The organism is Streptomyces sp. PA03-1a, from assembly GCF_033792805.1.
Taxonomy (GTDB): Bacteria; Actinomycetota; Actinomycetes; order Streptomycetales; family Streptomycetaceae; genus Actinacidiphila.
On sequence record NZ_JARAVO010000216.1, the window covers coordinates 1 to 16,860 of the forward strand.

The following is a 16,860-nucleotide window of genomic DNA, read 5'->3' on the forward strand; positions in this document are numbered from 1 at the left end:
GTGGTTGTTTGTGTGCGGGTTGTTTGCGCCTGCGGCGGGCGGGGGGACGCCCGCCGCAGGCGCAAACAACCCGCACACAAACAACCACCGGGCAGCCCGGCGCAGCCGCCCGCAACCACAACGCACCCGCACACGACCACCGGGCCGCAAGGGGCACCCCGGGTCGGAGGCGCTAGCCGATACGGAGCAGGAACGTCCCGTCGGCGGCGGCCTCGACGCGGACCTGGGCGAGGGTGTCGACGTGGACCGTGGGCTCGTGGGCCGCGGCGCGGGGGCCGACACCGACCACCCGCATGCCGGCGGCCTTCGCGGCCGCAATGCCGACCTCGGAGTCCTCGAAGACCACGCAGTCCTCAGGGCCGAAGCCCAGTTCGGCGGCGCCCTTGAGGAAGCCCTCCGGGTCCGGCTTGCTGGCGCTGACGCGCTCCGCGGTGACCATGACGGCGGGCATCGGGAGGCGGGCGGCCTCCATGCGGGCCCGGGCGAGGGCCTCGTCCGCGGAGGTCACCAGCGCGTGCGGGCGGCCCTGCAGCGCGGCCATGAAGGCCGGGGCGCCCTCGACCGGGACCACGCCGTCGACGTCGGCGGTCTCCTCGGCGAGCATGCGGGCGTTGTCGGCGTGGTTCTCCGCCATCGGGCGGTCCGGGAGCAGCACCGCCATCGTGGCGTAGCCCTGGCGGCCGTGGACGACCTTCATCACGGCGTCGCCGTCGAGCCCGTGGGTCGCGGCCCACCGGCGCCAGCAGCGTTCGACCACGGCGTCGGAGTTGACCAGCGTGCCGTCCATGTCCAGCAGCAGGGCGCGGGCGGGGACGACGGTGGACGGCGACAGCATGGAACTCCCTCGGACGGACAAATCAAGTGGCCCGCCCGCCGGTCAGGGGAAACGGGCGGAGCCACTTTGTTCCTACACGATACAAAACCGTGCGGCGGTTCCGCCAGGGGGGTGCCCGAACGCGGCCGCCGCCGGGGCCGGCCCCGCCTCACGCCCCGCCTCACGGGCCCCGCGGACCTCAGGACGCGTCGCCCGCCCCGTCCACGTACTGCAGCAGTCCGTAGGTGAAGCCGGCGGTCCGGCGGCCGGCCCCCGGCAGGGCCTGGGGGTCGGTGAACTCCAGCCGCCAGCGGGTCGGGGCGTCGCCCTCCAGGGGCCGTGCGGGCGGGAACGCCCGGGCCACCTCGTCGACGGTGCAGGACCACGGCGCGAGGTCGTCGAGGCCCGACAGCTGCGGCCCCTGCTCCCCCGGGGCGCGGACCAGCCACTCGTTCCAGACCGCCCCGCCGCCCGGGGCGCACAGCACCTCGAACCGCAGGGTGGGCCACAGCGGGACCGGCCACAGCAGCGCCGGGCAGGTCAGGTCGCCCACCTTCCGCCGGAGCACCGCCTCGGGCGGCCCGAGCACCGCGCGGTAGCGGCGCTCGCCGCGCGGGAAGCCCTTGGCGTGTCCCCAGGCCTGCCAGCGGCGGTTCGCCTCCCGCATCTCGGTACGGCTCGCCCCGAGCGTGCGCAGCGCCTCCTCCACCAGTTCGGGCCGGTGGTCGGCCATGCGCCGCAGCAGGACGAGCTGGAAGCCCCTGGGGCCGAAGTCGTCGATCGCCACGCCCCCATCCTGCCGGAGCGCCCCGGGGCCGGACATGGCGGCGCCCGCCGCGGGACCTGGTCCCGGGGCGGGCGCTCACGGACGACGGAAGCCGGTCAGCCCCAGCCGTTCCCGTTCCCGTTGCCGTCGGAGTCCGGGTCCGGTGTCGCGCCGGTCTTCGCCTCCAGGGCCGCCCGGGTGTTGGGCCCGTAGACGCCCTGCGGATCGCCCTTGACCCCGTAGAAGAACTGGAAGCGGGCCACGGCGTCGCCGACCTTCCGGTCGAATTCGCCGTTCGCGGGGCCGTAGTAGAGCCGCACCGCCTTGAGACGGTTCTGGAGGTCCACGACGGCGGGTCCGCTGTCACCGCGCTGCAGCGTCGCGGGCGCGGGCGGCGGCGCTGCGGAGCTGGGCGCCTGGGAGACCTGGCCGCTGGCGGACGCCGTCGGCTGCGACGTGGCGGCGCTGGGCGTCGGGGCACCGGTCGTGGCCGAGGCCGAGGCGCTCGCGGACGCGAGCGTGGAGGGGGTGGCGCTGGGCGAGGCCGAGCGCGAGGCGGAGGCCGAGGGCCGCGCGGAGGACGGCAGTTCGACCGCCGGTTCGGAGGCGCCCTGGTCGGGGGCCGCCTCCGTACGGTCCGGCAGGCCGGTCAGCTGGGCGGTGAGGAAGACCGCGCCGACGGCGAGGCCGACCGCCCCGATGCCCGCGCCGGCGACGAGCGCACCGCGGCGGCGGCGATGGGCCCCGGCACGGCGCCTGCTCACGGCACGGGACGGGTAGGGCACCAGTTCACGGGACGCGGCGGCGACCGGCACCGGCAGCCGGTCCGAGGAGACCGTGCCGAGGTCGATGACGTCGGTGTCCTCCTCCGGCTCCGCGGCCCCCGCGGCCTCCTCCGGTGGCACCGGCGCCATGGGCGCGGTCGGCGGGTCCGCGTCCTGCGGTGGGAAGGCCTTGGCGGCCCCCGCCGCCACGGCGGCCGGGACGGCCTCCTCCGCGTCCGCGTACTCCTCCGGTCCCGGCACGTACGGCCGTACCCGGAGGGACTCGTACTCGTGCTCCTCCTGCGAAGCCGGTGATGCCGGCTTGTCAGACGCCACCGGCGCCCCCTCCCCATCCCCTGACAGTCGCAGTGATTATGCAGACCGCGCATGCCCGGTGCCCAGGCGCCTCCGTTCCCGACGGTCGTACAAACGGAGCCAATCTTGTGGAAAGGGTGTGAATATTTATAAGGAAGTGACGTGAACGCGGTACCGGAGCCCCGGTGCCCGAGCGGAACGAGTCCGTATGGCGCAGGACGACACCACTTCCCCCGCAGGGCGGGCCATGGCGGACGGCCCGGCGGAAGTGACCGACAAGCGGTCCGTCCACGTCGCGATCGGCGCGCTCGCGCTCGGTCTGCTGCTCGCCGCCCTCGACCAGACCATCGTCTCCACCGCGCTGCCGACGATCGTCAGCGACCTGGGCGGGCTGAAGCACCTCTCCTGGGTGGTCACCGCCTACCTGCTGGCCTCCACCGCCGCCACCCCGCTGTGGGGCAAGCTCGGCGACATGTACGGACGGAAGAAGCTCTTCCAGTCCGTCATCGTGATCTTCCTGATCGGCTCGGCGCTGTGCGGCCTCTCCCGGAGCATGGGCGAGCTCATCGCCTTCCGCGCGCTGCAGGGCCTGGGCGGCGGCGGACTGATCGTGCTGTCGATGGCGATCGTGGGCGACATCGTGCCGCCGCGCGACCGGGGGCGCTATCAGGGCGTGTTCGGGGCGGTGTTCGGCGCGAGCAGCGTGCTCGGGCCGCTGCTGGGCGGGCTGTTCGTGGACACCCTCAGCTGGCGCTGGGTGTTCTACGTCAACCTGCCGCTGGGCATCGTCGCGCTCGCCGTGATCGCGACCGTGCTCCACATCCCGGTGCGGCGGACCACGCACCGCATCGACTACGGGGGCATGGTGCTGGTGGCGGCCGCGGCGACCTGCCTGGTGCTGATGACCTCACTGGGCGGTACGACCTGGGCCTGGGGCTCCTGGCAGGTGGTCGGGCTCGCGGTGCTCGGCGTGCTGCTGGTCGCGGCCTTCGTCCTGGTCGAGCGGCGGGCCGAGGAACCGGTGCTGCCGTTGCGGCTGTTCCGCATCCGCACCTTCTGGATGTGCTCGGTGATCTCCTTCGTCGTCGGCTTCGCCATGTTCGGCTCGCTGACCTTCCTGCCGACCTTCCTCCAGGTCGTGCACGGCTACTCGCCGACCTGGTCCGGCGTGCACATGATCCCGATGGTGGTGGGCATGCTGGTGGCCTCCACCGCCTCCGGCCAGGTCGTCTCCCGCACCGGCCACTACAAGGTCTTCCCGATCGCCGGGACCGCCGTCACGATCGTCGGGCTGGTCCTGCTGCACCGGCTGGACGAGACCACACCGGTCTGGGCGCTGAGCCTGTTCCTGCTCGTCTTCGGCCTCGGGCTCGGCCTGGTCATGCAGGTGCTGATCCTCGTCGTGCAGAACGCCGTCGGCTACGCCGACCTGGGCGCGGCCACCTCCGGCGCCACCTTCTTCCGCTCCATCGGGGCGGCCTTCGGCGTCTCCATCTTCGGCACCATCTTCTCCACCAACCTCGCCCGCGAGGTCACCGCCGCCCTCGCCGGGCTCACCCTGCCGCCCGGCTTCGACCCGGCGATGATCCAGTCCGATCCGCGCGGCGTGCGGCAGCTCCCGCCGTCCCTGCGCGACCCCGTGCTGCACGCGTACTCCACCGCCATCACCAGCGTCTTCCTGTGGGCGGTACCGGTGTGCGCGCTGGCCTTCGTCCTGGCCTGGTTCCTGAAGGAGCAGCCGCTGCGGCGCACCCTCACCGTGCCCGACGCGAGCGAGACGATCGGCACCAACCCCGTGGACCGCTCCTCCCTCGACGAGATCGCCCGCGGCCTGAGCGTCCTCGGCAGCCGCGAGGCCCGCCGCGACCTGTACGTACGGATCACCGCGCTGACCGGCCTCGGCCTCCAGCCCGCCTCCGCCTGGCTGCTGCTGTACATCGCCCGCACCGGCTCCGCCGACCCCGTCGACCTCGCCCTGCAGACCACGGTGCCGTACACGGTCATCGAGGGCGCCGCCTTCGAGGTCGAGGAACACCGCTACGCCGTCCGCCGGGGCAACCCGCTGTACCTCACCGAACGCGGTCAGGAGGTCGTGGCCCTGCTCACCGAGGCCCGCCGCAAGGTGCTGGCCGAACTCCTGGGCGACTGGAACCCCGAACGCCACGCCGACCTGGCCGCCCTGCTCACCCGTCTGACCACCGAGCTCTGCGGCCAGGACCAGGACCGCCCCGGCCCCCACCGCCCCGCGGCGTGAGCAGCCGGGGCGGCCGGGACCGGGACGGTCACCGCGGTGACGCGGCGAAGGCGGCGAGCGCGGTGAAGTCGGGCTCGCGCAGGCCGACACGCGGGTCGACGTGGTGCAGGAGTGCCGGACCGGGGTGGTGGGTGGCGACCCAGTCCGTGTCGGCGGGGCCCTGCTCGTCGTCGACCCAGGCGAAACGGCGGCCGGCGGCGTACGCCACGAGCGCCTCGGTCTTCCAGTGCACGAGGTCGGGACGGTGCGCGAACAGCGCGGCGCCGAAGTCGACGTACGGCAGCTCGGGCAGGCCGATGACCGGCGCGATCCAGCGGTTGGCCTCCGCCATCCAGGTGGTGGCCCAGCACAGGTCGAAACCCAGCCCGAGCAGCGCCTCGCCGTGCGCGGGGTTGAGCCACACCCGCAGCGGGCGCGCGGAGACGCCGGGCGCCGGCACCCTCAGCGTGGTGTAGCCCTCGGGCCGCCGGGTGCGCTTGGCCGCGTACGGGTTGAGAGGGCCGTCGACGTCGAGGAAGAGCAGCGGCCGGTCCATGGTCACAGCCTGACGCGCGGTGATCGCAGACGGCAAGGCGGTTTCCCGGGCCGGTGGGCGGCGCCCCGCGGGAACGGGGCGCCGCGCGGGGTCAGGCCTGCTTCGGCGCGGCCTGCTGGACGACCTCGAAGGACCACAGGGTGGACCCGCTGGCAGCCGGCCTGGGCCGCTCCGCACCGCCCTCGCCGCCCTCGCGGTGCGCGGCCTGCATCGGGCCGGACATCCAGTTGCGGAAGTCCTCCTCGCTGCGCCACCGCGTGTAGACGAGGTACTGGTCGGTGCCCTCGACCGGGCGCAGCAGCTCGAACCACTCGAAGCCGTCCGAGCCCTCCACGGCGCCCGCCCGTGAGGCGAACCGCTTCTCCAGCACCTCGCGCTGCTCGGCCGGGACGGTCAGTACGTTGATCTTGACGACGCTCATGTCCCTATCGTGCCAGCCGAAATTCGCGTGCCCCCGGTCAGCCCCGCGTGTCACGCTGCCCGGCGGAATCTGTCGTCCCGAGCATGGAGGAGTGCGCTGTGTCCGAGAGCGGTGCGCATGCGGTGTCGGCCCTGTTCTCGCAGGGACGGCTCACGGTCATCCCGCGCCGGGTGGCGCGGCGCGAGCAGTTGCTGCGGCATCTGACCGAGACCCTCTTCCGGCCGGGGCGGGACTACCACGAGCGCGAGGTCAACGAGGCGCTGCGCACGGTGCACGACGACTGCGCGGCCCTCCGCCGCTACCTGGTGGAAGGCGGCTGGCTGGAGCGGTCGGCGGACGGGACCGCGTACCGCAGGACGCGCTGAGCCGTGGCCCCGCGCGGCCGGAGCCCGCTGCGCAGCGGGCTCAGCGGCCGGTGTCGTCCCGCGGCTGACCGGGACCCGGAGCGGCCGGGCCGGGAGCGGCAGCGCCGGGACCGCCCGGCGTGCCCTGCCGCTGCCCCGGTGCGAGCAGGATCACGCACACGGCGATGACCCACAGCCCGGCCAGCCCGAGGCCGATGAAGCCGGCGTACGGGATGAACATCAGCACGCCCAGGACGAAGGCCACCCAGCCCAGCCAGTGCGGCAGCGGGTCGCCGTCGCCGCGGGAGATCGCCAGTCCCGCCCCGAGCAGCATGACGCCGATCCCGGCCAGGATGGGCATGAACAGGTCGCTGCCGAGGGCGTTGAGCGCCTGGAGGGCGCCGCCGCCGACCAGGGCCCGGTCGCTGGCCTCGACCAGGCTGAGGGTGAGCCCGGCGCTGATCCAGAAGCCGAGGGCGGCCAGGATGCCGCCGGCGAAGGCGACCTGGGGCAGCCAGCCGGTGCGGTCGGACGTGGCCAGGACGTGCCGCAGGTAGCCGGCGAAGAAGACCAGGAAGAGTCCCGCCACGAGCAGCAGGTACAGGCCGACGCCCTGCCGTGTGTCGTGGGTGAGGTAGAACGCCCTGACCGCGACCCCCGAGCTGCCGATCCCCGGGGTGTCCCCCTGGAGCGCGTAGGAGACAGCGGCGAGGATCACGGCAGCCAGGCCGGTGAGCGGTCCGAGTCGCATCGGGGGGTCTCCGATCCGTCCGTTGGCCCCCCAGACCGGTTTCTGTCCGTACCGATGCTGTCACGGCTCGTGCGGGGCCGCCCATCGGCGGCGCCCACCCGGGGTGCGGACCGGTGCGGCTCAGCGGGCCTCGGCGACGGCGGCCCGCTCGGGCGTGGCCGCGGTCTGCGCGGGCAGCGTCACCGGGACGACCGTCTGGGCGCGGCGCTCCCGGCGGAAGACGTACGCGGCGAGGGAGCCGGAGCCGACCAGCGCGACGGCGGAGGTGGCGGTGCCGAGCCAGCCGGCGCCGAGCCACTGGCCACCCGCGTAGCCCAGGCCCACGCTGTACGCGGCCCAGGCCAGGCCGGCCAGCGCCGACCAGGGCAGGAACTCGCGGATGCGGCGGTGCGCGGCGCCGGCGGTGATGCTGACGACGGAGCGGCCGGCCGGGGCGAAGCGGGCGAGCACGACGAGCGCGCCACCGCCGCGGGACAGGACGGCACCCAGGATCTCCTGGGCGGTGGAGAGCCGGCGGGAGTGCGCCACGTGCTGGTCGATCCACTCGCCGCCGCGCCAGGCGAGGCGGTAGGCGGCCAGGTCGCCCAGGGTGGAGGCGACGGCCGCGCAGAGCAGTAGGGCGAGCACGTCGAGGACGTCGTTGCCGCCGGCGGCGGTGCCGGCCGTGGCCGCCGAGATCAGCAGGACGCCGCTCGGCATCACCGGCAGGAAGACGTCGAGCACGATGGAGGCGGCTACCAGGGCGTAGATCCACGGTGAATCGAACAGGGAACCTGCTCCGATGAACACCGCGTCCTCCTCTCCCTGCGAGTGCGCGGCGCCACCGAGGTGTGAGGCGGTATCACGCAGAAGCGGTTCCTCTGCGATCCGCTCTCAGCCGTACAGCGTACGCCAGCCATGCTCCTGTGATCTCCTCGGGGCGCGTGACGTTTTCCTCATCTTCGATGGTGACGATCGGGAATAGCACGCGATTAACCGGGAGGGACGACAGAACGTCCCCGGAACGAGATGTTCCGCTCGGCCTTCAGTCCGCATCATGGACATGCCACGCATTCAGCCCTCCGGCATCCGGCTCCCGCCCTCGCACATGCGTACGTCCACGACCGTCCGGCCCGCTCCGGCGGGCCCGGGACGCCACGCTCACCCGAATGAGTGAGTGCAGGGCGCTCCACCCGGTGGGTAGCTTCCGAGAGGAAAGCGGCAGAAGGCAGGGGGAACCACCGCACGAGAACCTCGTTTCACCGTGAATTGATTGCCTAATCCACGCTTTTGTGCGCGTGGGCCATCGGGCCGCAAGGGAAGGACCATCCATGACGGTTGAGCCGGGTGTCGCGTCGGAGGCGGCGACGGGGAACGGCCAGTCTCAGCGGAGTCTGGGCACCGCTGCCGCGCGGAATTTGGCGACGACCACCAAATCCGCGCCGCAGATGCAGGGAATCACATCGCGGTGGCTGCTGCGGGTGCTGCCGTGGGTCGAGGCCGCCGGCGGCGCCTACCGGGTCAACCGGAGGCTCAGCTACTCGGTGGGCGACGGAAGGGTGGACTTCGTCCAGACCGGCTCCGAGGTCCGGGTGATCCCGGCGGAGCTCGGCGAACTGCCGCTGCTGCGCGGCTTCACCGACGACGCGGTGCTGACCGCGCTCGCCGGGCAGTTCGAGCAACGGGAGTTCACGGCCGGGGAGACGCTCGTGGCCGCCGGGCAGCCGGCCGACCACGTCTTCCTCGTCGCCCACGGCAGGATCGACAAGCTGGCCCCGGCCAAGTGGGACGGCCAGGGCGTGATCGGCAGCATCGCCGACGGCGACCACTTCGGCTCCGAAGGGCTGGCCGGCCCCGACAGCACCTGGGACTACACCGCCAGGGCGGCCACCGCCGTCACCGTGCTGGCCCTGCCGCGCCAGGCCTTCCAGGCCGTCATGCAGCAGGCCGACGGGCTGCGCGAGCACGTGGCGGGCTTCGTCACCGGCACCCAGCAGGCGCAGAACAAGTACGGCGAGAAGGCCATCGAACTGGCCTCGGGCCACGTCGGGGAACCGGACCTGCCCGGCACCTTCGTGGACTACGACCTCTCCCCGCGCGAGTACGAACTGAGCGTCGCCCAGACCGTGCTGAAGGTCCACACCCGCGTCGCCGACCTGTACAACCAGCCCTACAACCAGGTCGAGCAGCAGGTGAAGCTGACCGTCGAGGCACTGCGCGAACGGCAGGAGCACGAACTGCTCAACAACCGGGAGTTCGGGCTGCTGCACAACGCCGACTACCGGCAGCGCATCACCACGCACTCCGGACCGCCCACCCCCGACGACCTCGACGAACTGATCAGCCGGCGCCGCAACGCCCAGTACCTGCTGGCCCATCCGCGGGCCATCGCGGCCATCGGAAGGGAATTCAACAGCCGCGGTCTGGTACCGCACACCATCGATTTCCACGGCCACCACGTGCCGTCCTGGCGCGGAATCCCGATCCTCCCCTCCAACAAGATCCCGATTTCCCGGGAGAACACCACCTCGATCCTGGTGATGCGCACCGGCGAGGACAACCAGGGCGTGATCGGCCTGCACCAGACGGGAATTCCGGACGAGTACGAGCCGGGCCTCTCGGTGCGTTTCATGGGGATCGACGAGAAGGCGATCATCTCCTATCTCGTCAGCACCTACTATTCGGCGGCCGTCCTCGTCCCCGACGCTCTCGGCGTTCTGGAGAACGTGGAGATCGCGCGTCCCGGAGCCTAGGCCCGGAGCCTGGCGCCGGCGCACACACGGCCTCCGGGTGCGGCGGCGCGTGCTCGTGGCGGGGCGGGCGGCCCCGGCCGGGCCAGTACCGTCCGCCACGAGCACGGCCGTCGGCCCGCCGAACCCCCGGGCGGGGCGGGGGTTTTCCCCACCCCGCTTCCGGTGGGCGGCCTGATTCCGGGCACATCGGACGCTCCGTAGCGTCCTGGGTATGACGAAGAGCACCCGCACGTTGAGGACCCTCGCCGCCGCCGCGGGCGTCGTGGCGCTGATCGGTACGGCGTCCGCCTGCGCGAACGCCTCCGACGACAGCGAGCCGGAGCGCAAGAGCTTCGCGCTCGACGGGAACGAACTGACCATCGACTCCTCCGACAGCAAGGTGGTGGTGAAACCGGCCGACGTGGACGAGATCCAGGTCACCCGCTGGTTCGACGGCTGGGCCGTGTTCGGCGACACGCCGAAGGCCACCTGGTCGATGCACGGGCACACCCTGACCTTCCGCACCAAGTGCCAGGGCGCCGTGCAGGACTGCTCGGTGCGTCAGGAGGTGCTGGTGCCGCGCGGGGTCCGCCTGACGGTGGTCAACGGCGACGGCAGCGTGGAGGCGAGCGGCTTCAGCACCCCGCTGGAGCTCACCACGGGCGACGGCTCGGTGGTCGTCCGGGACGTGACCGGCCCGCTCCGGCTCTCCAGCGGCGACGGCCGGATCGACGCCGGCGGCATCCGCTCCAGCGAGGTCAGCGCCCACACCTCGGACGGCTCGGTGAAGCTGGCCTTCGACAAGGTGCCCGACCTCGTCGAGGCGACGACCGGCGACGGCCGGGTCAGCGTCGTGCTGCCCCACCAGAGCTACAAGGTCTCCGCACGCTCAGGCGACGGGCACGTCAGCGTGGACGTCCCCCGCGACGACACCAGCGGCCACGTCGTGACGGTCCGTACGGGCGACGGCTCGGTGAGCGTCACGGAAGCCGGCCGCTGACCGCAACCGCCCGGCCCGTGTATTCGTCCCAGCCAGGTGGGAGACTGGAGCGGACAACCACCGGCGGCGGACCTGCGGGAGAGGGCGACTGTGACGACGGCACGCTCGTGGTGGCGGCGCGGGGACAACCTGCGCGCCGACGCCCAGGCCGCGAAGGACGCCGCCGCCGAGGCGTTCTACGAGCTGGACACCGCCCAGCGCGACCTGGTGATCTCCATAGAGACCATCACCGCCGTCGACAGCTCCCCCGCCGCGCGGCGCGCGAGCGATGACTTCCGGGCTCTGGGCGAGCGCATCGACCAGGTCAGCGCCGCCTACATCGCGGCGGTCGACGCCTACGACCTGGACCGCGACGAGTTGGAGGCCGCCACCGCGGCCCGCGCCCGTACCGAGCTCACCAAGGCGAAGGACGACCTGGTCCGTGCCAGGACCGACCTGGACGCCTTCGCGCGTGGGCTCGGCCCGCTGCTGGACAAGGCCGAGACCCAGCTCGCCCGCCTGGCCCCCGCCGTCGAACGGGCCCGCCAGGCCCTGCTCGCCGCGTCCAACGCGCTGGACGCCGTACGGGCATCGGGTCTTCGCGCCGACGACCTCGCGGCCCGGCTGGCGGCCCTCGGCCCGGAGCTGACCAAGCTCAACCAGGGCGCCGGCACGCACGGCGTGCAGGAGACCATCCGGCGCGCCGACGAGGTGCTGCGCACGGCCGAGGCCATCCGCGCGGAGGCCGAGCGCCTGCCCGAGCGGGCCCGTGAGATCGACAAGCGGATCGTGTCGCTGCGGACCCGGACCCAGGCCCTGGCGACCCGCACGGAGGGCGTCGATCCGGTCCTGAGCGAGTTGCGCCGCCGGTTCAGCATGGCGTGCTGGCAGGACCTGCAGCACGTGCCGGAGCGGGCGACTGAGGCCGTGGGCCGCGCGGAGCAGAAGCTCTCGGAGGCGGCCAAGGCCCGCGACGAGCAGCGCTGGCCGGACGCGACGGCCCTGCTCGGCACGGTGCGGGCGCTGCTCGACGACGCCGACGCGGCGGTGTCCGCGGCCGGCGACCGGCTGCGGCGGCTCAACGAGGTCAGCAAGGACCCGCACGGCGAGATCGAGCGGACCCGGTTCGCCGTCCGGGACGCCCAGCGGCTCGCCATGCAGGGCCGTACGACACCGGAGCAGCGGCACGCGCGCCCCCTCGACGAGGCCGTCGCCCGGCTCGACCGCGCCGTCGACGGACTGCAGGGCCGGCACCCCGACTGGTGGCACTTCCTCACCGAGACCGCAGCGGTGCGCGACATGGCGGCCCGGGTCGTCGCCGCGATCCGCGAGGACCGTGCCTCGGGACGCTAGCCGTACGCGGTGAGCCACCGGCGCCCACCCACCGCCACTACCGCTCGGCGCAGGACAGCGCGGCCCGGATCTCGGCGGCGGGGTCGCCCTCGTGGTAGACCCGCTCGCTCGGTTCGGTGTTGTCCAGGAACTCCTGGTAGCGGACGGCGTACAGCAGATGCGCCAGCGGCTCGCCCACCGTGAGCGCCCGCCGCGGGTCGGCCGCGGGCAGCACTGCCGACCAGGTCCGGACCCAGGCCTCGGCGGCGGCCTCCCAACTGCGTGGGCCGAGGAACTCCCTTGGTCGCAGGCCGTCGAGGACGGGGTGGCCGTAGTGGCTGTCGGCGAAGTCCACCATGACCACGCGCCGCCCGTCGCAACGCCAGTTCCCCGGGTGGAAGTCACCGTGCACGACGGTGTACGGCAGCCCGCAGGCGTCCAGTTCCGCGACGAGCGCGGGCAGTCGCCCGGCGAGCCTGCGGGCCCGGGTCCGCTCCGCCGGGGTGAGTTCCCGGCCGGCCTGGCCGTCCAGCAGCCGGTGCACCCGGGCGGCCAGGGTCCGTGGTGTGCGGTCGGGCAGCCCGGCGGGCGCCGTCGTCGTGGCGAGCGCGGCCTGGGCGGACGCCAGCCGCCGCGCGGCGGCCGCCGCGACCTGCGGGGCGGCCCGCCAGCAGTCGTCGCCGGGCACGTGCCCGAGCAGCACCCCCCTCCGCCGCGGGGTGTCCGCCGCCAGGACCTCGGGGACGAACGCCCGGTCCGCGGCGGCGAAGAGCCCGATGACGGTGGCCTCGCAGGCGTTGAAGCGGGGGCTGGTCGTCTTCAGCCAGGCCGTGCGGCCGTCGCGGTCGTCATGCGGAACAGCCCGGAGAGGTTCCACGTCCTGACCTGCTCGGCCGTGCCACCGCCCAGCACGCCGTGCGCCCAGGCCAGGGCCTCGCGCAGGCCCGGCGCCGTCGCCCAGTCGGCCCGCAGCTCCTCCGGTCCCGGGAGCACACGGTCGCCGCCGCGGCCCGCGGGCCCGAGCGGCACTCCGTCGGGCGGCCTGCGCAGTGCCTCGGCGTGGTACGTCACCGCGCCGTCGCGCCCGCCTTCACCGCCCTCGACCGCGACCAGCCGCAGCACGGCCACCGGCACGCCGAGCAGGGCCTCCAGGCGTGCCACGACGTCCGTGACGTCGGACCACCAGGGGCCCGCGACGGTGAAGGGGCCGTACCCGCCAAGCCGTTCGCCGTCGTACGTCACCACGACGTCGACCACGCGTCCTGCCGCCTGCTGCTGCGTCACCCGGGCAGTGTCCCGCCCGGGGGGCGCCGTCCGGCGATCGGTCATCCGGCCCTGCCGCGGCCCGTCAGCCGCAGCAGCCCCCGCCGCAGCAGCCCCCGCCGCCCGCGGCCGGACGGGGGGCGGCCGCCGCGGAGGCGGCGGCGGTGCCGCCGACCGCGACCGTCGACAGGAGCTTGACCGTGTCGTCGTGCCCGGCGGGGCACTCCGCCGGCGCGGCGGACTCCGCCATCGGGCGGCTCAGCTCGAACGTGGTGCCGCAGGAGCGGCAGCGGTACTCGTAACGGGGCATGGGCACAGATTAACCACGGCTCACAGCTTGCGCGCCAGGGTCAGGCCGTCCGCCACGGTCAGCAGCAGCCCCTCGACGCGCCCGTCGGCCGCGACGCGGTCGTTGAACGCCCGGATCCCCGCCGTGTCACCCGTGGCGCGCGGGTCCACGACCCGTCCGTGGAAGAGCGTGTTGTCGGCGGCGATGATCCCGCCGGGCCGCATCCGCGGTACCAGCTCCTCCCAGTAGTTGACGTAGTTGCCCTTGTCGGCGTCGAGGTAGACCAGGTCGATCCACGGATCGCGCGGCAGCGCCCGCAGCGTGTCCAGGGCGGGCGCGATCCGCAGGTCCACGCGGTCGGCGACACCGGCCTTGGCCCAGGCCTCCCGGGCGACCGCGGTCCACTCCTCGGAGATGTCGCAGGCGATCAGGCGCCCGTCCGCGGGCAGCGCCTGCGCCATGGACAGGGCGGAGAAGCCGGTGAAGGTGCCGACCTCCACGACCTGCCGGGCCCCGGTCAGCCGCACCAGGAAGGCCAGCAGCGGACCCTGCTCGCGCGCCGACTGCATGCCCGCCGCGTCGCCGAAGCGGGTGTGCGTGATCTCGACCAGTTCCTCCTGGACCGGGTCCAGGGGCGGATTGTGCTCGAGGACATACGCGTACAGTTCGGGCGTGAGCTGCGGGTTCTTGGTCTCGGGCACGGCTGCTCCTTAAGGTGGCGGCATGTACGTGGATGACGTCCTCGCCCTGGTGCCCAGCATGCCAGGCAGGCGGGTGCTCCTGGGGTTGGCGGGCGCGCCCGCGGCGGGCAAGTCGACCCTGGCCCGTTCGCTGGTGGAGGGGGTCGACGCGCGGCTCGGCGCGGGTACGGCGGCGTACGTGCCGATGGACGGCTTCCACCTCTCCAACGCCCAACTGGACCGGCTCGGGCTGCGCGGCCGCAAGGGCGCGCCGGAGACCTTCGACGTGGACGGCTACGTCCACCTGCTGCGGCGGCTGCGCTCGTGGCAGGGCCACGCCGTCTACGCGCCGGACTTCGACCGGGACCTCGACGAGCCGGTCGCGGCGGGGATCGCCGTACTCCCGCAGACGCGGCTGGTGGTGACGGAGGGGAACTACCTGGCCGACGACGGCGCCGGCTGGCACGAGGTCAGGGACCTGCTGGACGAGCTGTGGTTCGTCGAGGCCGACCCCGAGGTGCGTGAGGACCGTCTGCTGGCCCGCCATGTGACGGGCGGTCGCACGGAGGCGGAGGCCCGGGCCTTCATCGAGGCCAGCGAACGGCCGAACGCGCTGCGCGTCGAGGCGACGCGCAGCGCGTGCACACGGGTGGTGCGGACCGGCGGGGTCAGCGGCGCGCCACGCTGAGCATCCGGCGCAGGATCTCCTCCCCCGCCGCGACGCCCGGCAGGGCCAGCGCGTCGACGTGGGGCGCGCCCCAGCCGGTGTCGGCGAGTTCGCCGTGGCCGGGGCGCCAGCCGGTGTGGGCGGCGAGCAGCAGTTCCGCGTCGAGGAGGGAGTCGCCCGCGGCGAGCACGTGGTCGGCGCCGGTGCGGCGGACGACCTCGGCCAGGGCCGCGGACTTGGTGAGCGGCTTGGGCACGGCGTAGATCTTGCGGCCCTGCAGCGAGACGGTCCAGCCGCGCTCCTCGGCCCACTCGGCGAGGTCCTTCACCCAGCGCTCGGGCAGCAGCGACCGCTCCACGACCAGGTACACGAACAGGTCCTCGGCGACGCGCTCCTTGCGCAGCCAGGACTCGTCGGCGGTGCGCGCCATGAACTCGCGGACCTCCTCGAGCGGCGCGCACCCCTCGGCGAGGCGGCGGCGCATCTCGGCGTTCCAGTCGTGGTCGGTGTGGCCCTTGACCAGGATGTGCCCGCCGTTGGCACAGATCGCGTACCGGGGCACCGGGCCGGGGAGGTTGATGCGCCGGTACTGCTTGCGGGTGCGGGTCGTCGCCGGGACGAACTCGGCGGCGGCCGCGAGCCGCTGGATCAGCACGGCGGCGGCTTCGGTCATGAACGACAGCGGCCGGCCCTCGTGCACCTCGACGCAGAGCAGCCGCGGCGCCTCCTCGTCGGCCACGGACAGGGCCAGGGCCGACGGCGAGTAGATGAGGGTGCGGTCCAGGTCGCTCGCGACGAGGGACTTCACGATCTCCGGGCGCTGCTTCACTTGGCCTCCACCGCCTTGCCGTCCGTGCCGGTCGCGCCCCGGGTGAAGCGCGGGTGGATCAGCCCGACGCACGAGTAGGGCAGGTCGTCCACCTCCTCCACCGGGACGCCGCGCTGCTCGGCGAGCAGCCGGATGTGCGCCAGGTCCTGTCCCGCGCCGCGCCGGGCGAGCACCCGCCACGGCACGCGGCGCAGCAGCACCCGGGTCGTCTCGCCGACGCCGGGCTTGACCAGGTTGACGTCCCCGATGCCGTACTCCTCGCTGATCCGCTCGACCGCGGCCCAGCCCTCCCAGGTGGGAGCACGGTCGGCGGACTGCAGCTCCTTGACGTCCGCGGCGACGTCGTCGGCCACGGCGGCGAAGCGTGCCGTGATCGCGTCCAGGAAGAGGCCGGAGACGTCCGAGCCGGCCAGCTCGCGGTAGAACTTCGCGCCGTGGAACTCGTCCGGGCCGATCAGGTCGGCGCGCAGCACGGTGCGCGACACCAGACCGGAGACCGTGGAGTTCAGGCACGCGGACGGGATGAGGAAGTCGTCGCGGGTGCCGAAGGTGCGGACGCACGACCCGGGGTCGGCGAGCACCGCGATCTCCGGGTCGAAGCCCCCGTACGGGGCCACCGCGTCGGCCAGTTCGCGGGTGATGGCGCCCTTGCCCGTCCAGCCGTCCACGAACACCGCCCGCGCGGGGTCGTGGTGCTCCGCCAGCCAGCGCAGGGCGGTGGTGTCGATGCCCCGGCCGCGGACGATGGACACGGCGTAGTGCGGCAGGTCCAGGCCGTGCGCGTGCCGGGCCCAGCGGCGCATCAGCACGCCGACCGGGGTGCCCGCGCGGGCCAGCGACACCAGCACGGCCTCCGGCCCGCGTTCGGCGAGCACCAGTTCGGTGACGGCGCCGACGGCGCGGGCGATCCGGCCCGCAGATTCCGCCAGCGCGGTCCGGAACAGCTCCTGGTACTCCGCGCTGGGCTGGTACTCCACGGGCAGCGACTCCGCGTAGTGCGCCCCGCCGCTCTGGATCGCCTCCTCGCGCTCCTCGGTCGGCGCCTCCAGCTCGACGTCGGAGAGGTCCTTCAGCAGCCAGCCGACCTCGTCGGGCGCGTACGAGCCGAACGCGGGACCGCGCAGCGGCTCCGGGAGCGTCGGGGCG

At 73.7% G+C, this 16,860-nt stretch carries 19 protein-coding genes; 6 read left to right on the forward strand and 13 right to left on the reverse strand.

Annotation, left to right across the window (positions count from 1 at the left end; genetic code table 11):
• Positions 1–172 precede the first annotated feature (172 nt).
• From PV341_RS35160 to PV341_RS35170, 3 genes are all read right to left on the reverse strand, one after another.
• Entirely contained in the window at positions 173–835 is a 663-nt protein-coding gene (locus tag PV341_RS35160; RefSeq protein WP_500322130.1) for an HAD-IA family hydrolase, read from the reverse strand.
• Between the two features lie 178 nt (positions 836–1,013).
• Positions 1,014–1,637, reverse strand: coding sequence for a hypothetical protein (locus tag PV341_RS35165; protein ID WP_500322128.1), 624 nt, complete (start codon positions 1,635–1,637; stop codon positions 1,014–1,016).
• A gap of 59 nt (positions 1,638–1,696) precedes the next feature.
• Positions 1,697–2,680 (reverse strand): peptidoglycan-binding domain-containing protein, encoded by a 984-nt coding sequence (locus PV341_RS35170; RefSeq protein ID WP_500322126.1) that lies wholly within the window; start codon positions 2,678–2,680, stop codon positions 1,697–1,699.
• Positions 2,681–2,867: 187 nt separating this feature from the next.
• On the opposite strand from PV341_RS35170, the gene PV341_RS35175 reads away from it, so the two are divergent.
• A complete protein-coding gene (locus tag PV341_RS35175; protein WP_500359952.1) occupies positions 2,868–4,913 on the forward strand; it encodes an MDR family MFS transporter in 2,046 nt (681 codons plus the stop codon).
• Positions 4,914–4,941: 28 nt separating this feature from the next.
• Here the strand turns inward: PV341_RS35175 and PV341_RS35180 are convergent, their stop codons facing one another.
• Together PV341_RS35180 and PV341_RS35185 are read right to left on the reverse strand one after the other, a co-directional pair.
• A complete protein-coding gene (locus PV341_RS35180; protein ID WP_499511667.1) occupies positions 4,942–5,448 on the reverse strand; it encodes a hypothetical protein in 507 nt (168 codons plus the stop codon).
• A gap of 91 nt (positions 5,449–5,539) precedes the next feature.
• On the reverse strand, positions 5,540–5,869 hold the full coding sequence (locus tag PV341_RS35185) for an antibiotic biosynthesis monooxygenase family protein (RefSeq protein WP_500322123.1): 330 nt from the start codon (positions 5,867–5,869) through the stop codon (positions 5,540–5,542).
• Between the two features lie 83 nt (positions 5,870–5,952).
• Here PV341_RS35185 and PV341_RS35190 point away from each other — a divergent pair, with 83 nt between their 5' ends.
• Positions 5,953–6,234 (forward strand): DUF2087 domain-containing protein, encoded by a 282-nt coding sequence (locus tag PV341_RS35190; RefSeq protein WP_500359953.1) that lies wholly within the window; start codon positions 5,953–5,955, stop codon positions 6,232–6,234.
• Positions 6,235–6,274: 40 nt separating this feature from the next.
• Here PV341_RS35190 and PV341_RS35195 read toward each other — a convergent pair whose 3' ends face one another.
• Both PV341_RS35195 and PV341_RS35200 read right to left on the reverse strand, forming a co-directional pair.
• Positions 6,275–6,964, reverse strand: a complete 690-nt coding sequence (locus PV341_RS35195) for a hypothetical protein (RefSeq protein ID WP_500322119.1) — start codon at positions 6,962–6,964, stop codon at positions 6,275–6,277.
• Positions 6,965–7,084: 120 nt separating this feature from the next.
• Complete coding sequence (locus PV341_RS35200) at positions 7,085–7,753, reverse strand: DedA family protein (RefSeq protein ID WP_500322117.1); 669 nt, start codon at positions 7,751–7,753, stop codon at positions 7,085–7,087.
• A 521-nt stretch (positions 7,754–8,274) separates the two neighbouring features.
• Between PV341_RS35200 and PV341_RS35205 the strand changes: the two genes are divergently transcribed.
• The 3 genes from PV341_RS35205 (at position 8,275) to PV341_RS35215 (ending at position 12,007) form a co-directional block, all read left to right on the forward strand.
• Positions 8,275–9,696 carry a family 2B encapsulin nanocompartment shell protein gene (locus PV341_RS35205; RefSeq protein WP_500322115.1) on the forward strand — a complete coding sequence of 474 codons (1,422 nt, stop codon included), beginning with the start codon at positions 8,275–8,277 and terminating at the stop codon, positions 9,694–9,696.
• Between the two features lie 211 nt (positions 9,697–9,907).
• Complete coding sequence (locus PV341_RS35210; RefSeq protein WP_500322113.1) at positions 9,908–10,675, forward strand: DUF4097 family beta strand repeat-containing protein; 768 nt, start codon at positions 9,908–9,910, stop codon at positions 10,673–10,675.
• 90 nt (positions 10,676–10,765) lie between these two features.
• The gene (locus PV341_RS35215; RefSeq protein WP_499511675.1) at positions 10,766–12,007 is read left to right on the forward strand and encodes a hypothetical protein; all 1,242 of its coding nucleotides are present in this window, start codon (positions 10,766–10,768) and stop codon (positions 12,005–12,007) included.
• Positions 12,008–12,044: 37 nt separating this feature from the next.
• Here the strand turns inward: PV341_RS35215 and PV341_RS35220 are convergent, their stop codons facing one another.
• From PV341_RS35220 to PV341_RS35235, 4 genes are all read right to left on the reverse strand, one after another.
• The gene (locus tag PV341_RS35220; protein WP_500359954.1) at positions 12,045–12,863 is read right to left on the reverse strand and encodes a phosphotransferase; all 819 of its coding nucleotides are present in this window, start codon (positions 12,861–12,863) and stop codon (positions 12,045–12,047) included.
• Positions 12,806–13,270, reverse strand: coding sequence for a hypothetical protein (locus tag PV341_RS35225; RefSeq protein WP_500322110.1), 465 nt, complete (start codon positions 13,268–13,270; stop codon positions 12,806–12,808). Before PV341_RS35225 ends, PV341_RS35220 begins: the two co-directional genes overlap by 58 nt.
• A 64-nt stretch (positions 13,271–13,334) precedes the next feature.
• Complete coding sequence (locus tag PV341_RS35230) at positions 13,335–13,559, reverse strand: FmdB family zinc ribbon protein (protein ID WP_499511677.1); 225 nt, start codon at positions 13,557–13,559, stop codon at positions 13,335–13,337.
• Positions 13,560–13,579: 20 nt separating this feature from the next.
• The gene (locus tag PV341_RS35235; RefSeq protein ID WP_500322108.1) at positions 13,580–14,239 is read right to left on the reverse strand and encodes an O-methyltransferase; all 660 of its coding nucleotides are present in this window, start codon (positions 14,237–14,239) and stop codon (positions 13,580–13,582) included.
• A gap of 22 nt (positions 14,240–14,261) precedes the next feature.
• Here PV341_RS35235 and PV341_RS35240 point away from each other — a divergent pair, with 22 nt between their 5' ends.
• Positions 14,262–14,906 (forward strand): nucleoside/nucleotide kinase family protein, encoded by a 645-nt coding sequence (locus PV341_RS35240; protein ID WP_500322107.1) that lies wholly within the window; start codon positions 14,262–14,264, stop codon positions 14,904–14,906.
• Here the strand turns inward: PV341_RS35240 and PV341_RS35245 are convergent.
• On the reverse strand, positions 14,887–15,714 hold the full coding sequence (locus PV341_RS35245; protein WP_500322106.1) for an HAD family hydrolase: 828 nt from the start codon (positions 15,712–15,714) through the stop codon (positions 14,887–14,889). The two genes, PV341_RS35240 and PV341_RS35245, sit on opposite strands and share 20 nt — an antisense overlap.
• Positions 15,711–16,860 (reverse strand): cysteine protease StiP family protein (locus tag PV341_RS35250; protein WP_500359955.1); only part of this gene is annotated, 1,150 nt, incomplete at its 5' end. The genes PV341_RS35250 and PV341_RS35245, both read right to left, overlap by 4 nt.